The organism is Candidatus Obscuribacterales bacterium, from assembly GCA_036703605.1.
Taxonomy (GTDB): Bacteria; Cyanobacteriota; Cyanobacteriia; order RECH01; family RECH01; genus RECH01.
Window position 1 is genome coordinate 1 of sequence record DATNRH010000332.1, and the last position, 5,065, is coordinate 5,065.

The window sequence follows — 5,065 nt, forward strand, 5'->3', positions numbered from 1 at the left end:
CCGCTTATGCAGAAAGTGATCCTCTTCTCCCCAAAGCACAAGGGTGGGGGTGGTGACAGGCTTAGGCGATCGCTCCCATTGACGCAGCCAAGTGCTGGGAGCCATGAGCTGGCGATAGTAGTTGAGGGCAGCGGAGAGCACCCGGGGCTTGGCAAGAGCCGCTCGATAGATCTCGGTATCGGCTGTGGTAAACGCACCTTTCCGAATGGATAAATCCTGAAACAAACGGGTGACAAACTCCCGCAGGTTTTGCTGAATGATCCACTCTGGAAGCTCTGGTACTTGGAAGGCAAGTAGGTACCAGCTTCGCCATAGTTGATCGAGGTTGCCCACGATCTCTCGGACGAATTGTTGGGGATGGGGCGCGTTCAAAATGGCTAGGCGATTGAGATGCTGCGGTAGGGTTTGGGCAAAATGCCAAGCAATCACGCCGCCCCAGTCATGACCAACGATATGGGCTTTGCGATATCCTAGCCCTTGAATGAGCCCTTGAATGTCGGCAATCAGAGTGTCGAGGTCGTATCCAGTCAGGGGTTTGTCTGAATCGTTGTAGCCTCGTAGATCGGGGACAACAACCTTAAAGTGTCGGGACAAGGCAGGGATTTGTCGCCGCCATGAATACCAAAACTCCGGAAATCCATGCAGAAGCACCACCAACTCTCCCGTGCCCTGGGTCACGTAATGGAGGCGGATCCGGTTTGTTTCTACAAAGCAGTGATGCCAAACTGAACTGGCGAGAGGCGGCAGCACCGCACTGGGAGTAGACATAGCTTAGACCGTCAAGTTCAACAGGTATGAAGAGCGAACTATCACAGGTGTACGCTGAAGCTTGTGAAAACTGTTTGGCATCAACAGGATTGATGATGAATATCAGCGCAGTTCCTATGTTTATCTTGCTAGCTTAGACACCCTATGGCATCCATGATGTCTAGCATGGAGATGACTGGCTTAAGGGGTAGATGTTGGTGCCCATCAACGCTTGAGGATCGCTAACGTTGGATCTCTCTCAATGTCATGGAGCAACTAGCCTATGGACGTATCCTCCTTATCCAAACTTACCATTCTAAGACCCCGCTCTCGCTCCGTACACATGCTGAAGTTTCGGGACTCAATCTACAACAAACGGCGGGACATTTTAAAGCGGTTGCGTCAGTCTAAGCAATATCAGGTACAGGTCAAGGTATTATGCTCCGATCAGAGTTGCGAATTGTGTCGCTCATTCCTAGTGCTACGGAACTGGTGGCTGCGCTGGGATTGACTGAGTATTTGGTGGGACGTTCCCATGAATGTGACTACCCTGATAGGGTCACGACGCTGCCGATATGTACTCAGCCAACGTTTGATCCCCAGGGCAATAGTGCAGTGATTCACGATCGCGTCACTCTGCTGCTGCAAAAGGCCCTGAGTGTTTACCGAGTTGAAACCGATGTGCTAGAACACCTGCGCCCTACCCATATTCTCACCCAAGCCCAATGTGAGGTTTGTGCGGTGAGCCTGGCGGAGGTGGAACAGGCGGTGGCGGGTCTCACCACGATTCAGCCTAAAATTTTGTCGCTGCAGCCAGCTCGCTTCAACGATCTGTGGGACGATCTGCGACGGGTGGGGGCCATGCTGGGGGTGGCGGCGGATTCTGTGGTGGAGACATTGCAAGGGCGGGTGGCGGCCTGTGCGCAGCAAACCCAGGATCTAGCTGAGAGCGATCGCCCCTCGGTGGTCTGCATTGAATGGATGGAGCCCTTGATGGCAGCAGGAAACTGGGTACCAGAACAGGTGGCGATCGCTGGTGGACGCTCTTGTTTTGGCACGGCTGGGCAGCATTCACCTTGGCTAGAGTGGGCCGATCTGCAGCAGGCGGATCCGGAGGTGATTGTTATCATGCCCTGTGGGTTTGGCCTCGATCGCATTCGGCAAGATATGCATCTGCTCACCCAGCGATCGGGCTGGTCAGCACTGCGGGCGGTGCGCCATAACCAGGTGTATCTGGTGGATGGCAATCACTATTTCAACCGTCCAGGGCCCAGGCTGGTGGACTCTCTAGAAATTTTGGCTGAACTCATCCATCCTCAACGGTTTCACTATGGCTATGGGCTACAGACCTGGCAACGCTGGGAGGCGATCGCCTCTTCCCCGTAAACAACCCGACGAACTAGCCAGACAAGACAACCAGCCCCTTTCGATTAGGATGGTGAAGGATGATGGTGCAACGTGCCCCTTGACGCCTGTCGTATCCTAGATTTTTAACACGTCCTTGGTATCCAACTCTATCCGTCTGTATCTATGACCTCTGGGATCTCTCGCTCATCAACCCCGCCGTCCAGTCTGCCCACTTGGGTGCCTCGACTTTCGGTGATGGATCGGTACATCATGCTGGAGTTGGTGCTGCCCTTCTTGTTTGGTGTTGGGCTGTTTACCTCTCTCGGCGTTTCCGTTGGGGCTGTGTTTGATTTAATTCGTCGGGTCACTGAATCCGGTCTGCCGATTCAGCTTGCCCTTGAGATCTTGCTGCTGAATATGCCGCAGTTCATTGCCTATTCGCTACCCATGTCAACGCTGCTAGCCACGTTGATGACCTATAGCCGGTTGGCGGCGGATAGTGAACTGGTGGCTCTGCGCAGTTGTGGGGTGAGCGTGGTGCGCTTGGTCGTGCCCAGTATTATTTTGAGTTTGGTGATTACGGGCTGTACGTTTGCATTCAATGAAATGATTGTGCCAGCGGCTAATTATCAAGCTGCTGTGACCTTGGAGAATGCCTTAAACAACGATCGCCTCCCCTTTCGAGAAGATAATATTGTTTACCAAGAATATAACCCGGTGCAGATTGAGCCGGGTAAGCGGCAAAATGTACTCACTCGCTTTTTCTATGCGCGGGAATTTGACGGTGAACGCATGGGCGGGGTTACCTATTTAGATCTTTCGCGCCCTGATGCTAGCCAGATTGCCATTGCTCAGTCGGCGGAGTGGAATCTAGAACGCAATGTCTGGGATTTTTATGATGGCACCATCTACCTTGTGTCGGCGGATGGGCGATTTCGTAACATTGTCACCTTCGAGCAGCAGCAGATTACCCTACCGCGCACGCCCCTTGATCTAGCCTCTCGCCGTCGAGACTATGGTGAGATGAATATCCTAGAGTCTCAAGAAGAACTGGCGCTGATTGAGCAAACTGGCGATACCGATCGCATTCAAAAGCTGCGGGTGCGGATTCAACAGAAATACTCCCTCCCCTTTGCCTGCTTAGCTCTAGGCTTAGTGGGTGCGTCGTTGGGAAGTCGGTCTAGTCGCACGGGGAGAGCTACGAGCTTTGCCATCAGTGTATTGATGATTTTTGGGTACTACCTCCTCGCTTCTATTACGGGAGCGATCGCTCAAACGGGTGCCATATCTCCAGTGTTAGGGGCTTGGCTACCCAATTTTCTAGGGATTGCTGTGGGAATTGGGTTGCTGCTACGATTTTCACGCTAACTCGATGACCTAGACGATCGGGCTTGTAGTGAATTTAATCCAAACGGACGTTAATCAAGCCTGATTTGCTCAATCACAGCGATCGCCCCCTCGTCGGTCACTGTCCAGACGTCATAGTTGCCGACCACATCGCCATACTCATCGATATCCACATTACCGCTGGCTCCTTGGTAGTTAATGGATTGCCCCTCCCGCAAGAGCGCTAGCCCCTCACAGACATCACTCACCTCCACGCCATCGCCCCCGGCAACCGATCGCAGCTCAGCCATGATCGCCTCACCGCTATGGGTGCCAGCAGCTTGGGCCGCCAAGATCAGCAAGGCACCAGCATCCCAGGTATGGGGTACAAACGCACTGATGCTAGTGTCTTGGGTCTCCTCCCATAGGGTGGTTAACTGCTCAAGACCGGCACCGCTGGCCCCCGGCACAGTACCGATCGCTCCCGACAAAATGTAGCTGCCGTCGGCTGCTTGCCCTACATCTTCAGGAAATGATTCGGTTCTGACGCCATCAGTGAGTAGAATCTGTACGCCATCGGTCAACCCCTGTTGGTAGGCCGATCGCAGCAGCAGGCTACCGGTTTCTGGATAGAGAATGGCGAGAACTGCCTCGGGGGAGTCTCTAAAGGCCGCTGCGACCTCGGAGTCAAAGGTGGTGGCCTTGGGATCGTAACGGGTGGGATTGGCTTGATTGATCACCGTGCCCCCCAGATTCACAAACGCATTCACAAACGCCTGCTCAAACCCTACGCCATAGTCATTGTTGATGGCGATGGTGGATAGGCGATCGTAGCCGCGATCGATGGCCAACTGGGCCAGGGCTGCCGCTTGATAGCGATCGGGGGGGGCAGTGCGGGCCCAGTAACCCCGAAAGTCGCCCCGTTCAGCCTGCTCAGTGAAACTTGGGCTGGTGCTGCCGGGAGAGATCATGGGGACTCGATTGCGCACCGCCACATCCACTGAACCGCTGGACACACTGCTGGCGAAGGCACCTACCACCCCATGCACCCGATTGACCTCAACTAGTTTAGTCATGGCTTCCAGACCAGCTCCTGGATCGGTCTGACTATCTTCAATGATGAAGGTGACGGGGGCCTGATTGACGCCGCCACAAGCATTCACGGTGTCGGCTAAGAGTGGAAAGACTGCTACCATGGGCTGCCCAATCGGCGCTAGATCGCCCGTGGTTGGCAACAGCACGCCCAGCTTCAGCCCTTCATCTAAGGTGGCTGGCTGGGTTGAGGAAGTTGTGGCTGGTTTGGAGGGATTGCCCGGCTTACAAGCGGTTAACAGCGGTAGCATGGCCATCCCTAGGACGACAAAATTTTTCAGGGTCATCGTTAGGGTTGAGTACATCAGATAGTTAGGGATGGGGAAGGAGTAGGAGAGGGAGCCAAGACTCCGAGGCGCAATAGAATTTATGAGAGCTGTTGGGGAGCGATCGCCCTCTCATATCCGTAGCTCCACGGTAGATGCTCTACCCGATAGGTGGGTTGGCGTTGAGGGCTAACACGTCTAAGCACCAAGGTAGGGTACGGTAGGCTTTCCACTAGTCCTTAACTCAGATTTGAGGGGCGATCTGTTCCATGGATCACCCTTGAACG

Annotated in this window: 4 protein-coding genes; 2 read left to right on the plus strand and 2 right to left on the minus strand. The window is 54.2% G+C overall.

The features are described 5' to 3' along the window. Positions 1-768: alpha/beta hydrolase (locus V6D20_06930; GenBank protein ID HEY9815519.1), on the minus strand; the 768-nt coding region annotated here is incomplete at its 3' end. Positions 769-1,185: 417 nt separating this feature from the next. Here V6D20_06930 and V6D20_06935 point away from each other — a divergent pair. Further along, positions 1,186-2,133, plus strand: a complete 948-nt coding sequence (locus tag V6D20_06935; protein ID HEY9815520.1) for a cobalamin-binding protein — start codon at positions 1,186-1,188, stop codon at positions 2,131-2,133. Positions 2,134-2,277: 144 nt separating this feature from the next. Further along, positions 2,278-3,462: an LptF/LptG family permease gene (locus V6D20_06940; GenBank protein ID HEY9815521.1), complete on the plus strand. Its 1,185-nt coding sequence runs from the start codon at positions 2,278-2,280 to the stop codon at positions 3,460-3,462. A 50-nt stretch (positions 3,463-3,512) separates the two neighbouring features. Here the strand turns inward: V6D20_06940 and V6D20_06945 are convergent, their stop codons facing one another. Then, entirely contained in the window at positions 3,513-4,799 is a 1,287-nt protein-coding gene (locus V6D20_06945; GenBank protein HEY9815522.1) for an ABC transporter substrate-binding protein, read from the minus strand. Positions 4,800-5,065 lie beyond the last annotated feature (266 nt).